Below are 522 nucleotides of genomic sequence, written 5' to 3'. Positions count from 1 at the left end.
CTCGGCCCGGTGGCCGCGACCCCGATCATCCGCTGGCTGCACAGCGTCGAGGGTCCGGTGGACCAGTTCAACCAGACGGTGGTTGTGCAGGCTCCGGCCGGGGCGACAGAGGCCGACGTGGTGGTGGTGTTGCAGGCCCTGCTGGATCGGCATCCGATGTTGCGGCTGCGGGTCGACGACGACGGCGCCGGGGGTTGGTCGCTGACCGTGCCCGAGCCGGGGTCCGTGGACGCCCGCGACTGCCTGCGGGCGGTGGACACGCTGTCCGAGGAGGCGCTGGTGGAGGCGCGGTCGCGGTTGAACCCGGCGGCCGGAATCATGCTGAGCGCGGTGTGGGTGGTCCCTGCCGGTCGATTGGTGGCGATCGTTCACCATCTGGCGGTCGACGGGGTGTCGTGGCGGATTTTGCTGGAGGATCTCAACCTGGCCTGGGCGCAGCATCGGGGTGGGCAGCAGGTGGTGTTGCCGGCGCCGGGGACGTCGTTCGCCCGGTGGGCGTCGCTGCTGGGTGAGTACGCGCAC

General features: G+C 71.3%; 1 protein-coding gene. It reads left to right on the top strand.

Features of this window, described 5'->3' with window-relative positions:
• Nucleotides 1–522 (top strand): condensation domain-containing protein (locus tag A5705_RS09195; protein ID WP_231982395.1); only part of this gene is annotated, 522 nt, incomplete at both ends.

This window comes from Mycobacterium sp. E787 (genome assembly GCF_001668725.1).
In the GTDB taxonomy this organism is placed as follows: Bacteria; Actinomycetota; Actinomycetes; order Mycobacteriales; family Mycobacteriaceae; genus Mycobacterium.
Note: the sequence above shows the minus strand (reverse complement) of the source record. Positions and strands in the feature narration are given on the sequence as shown.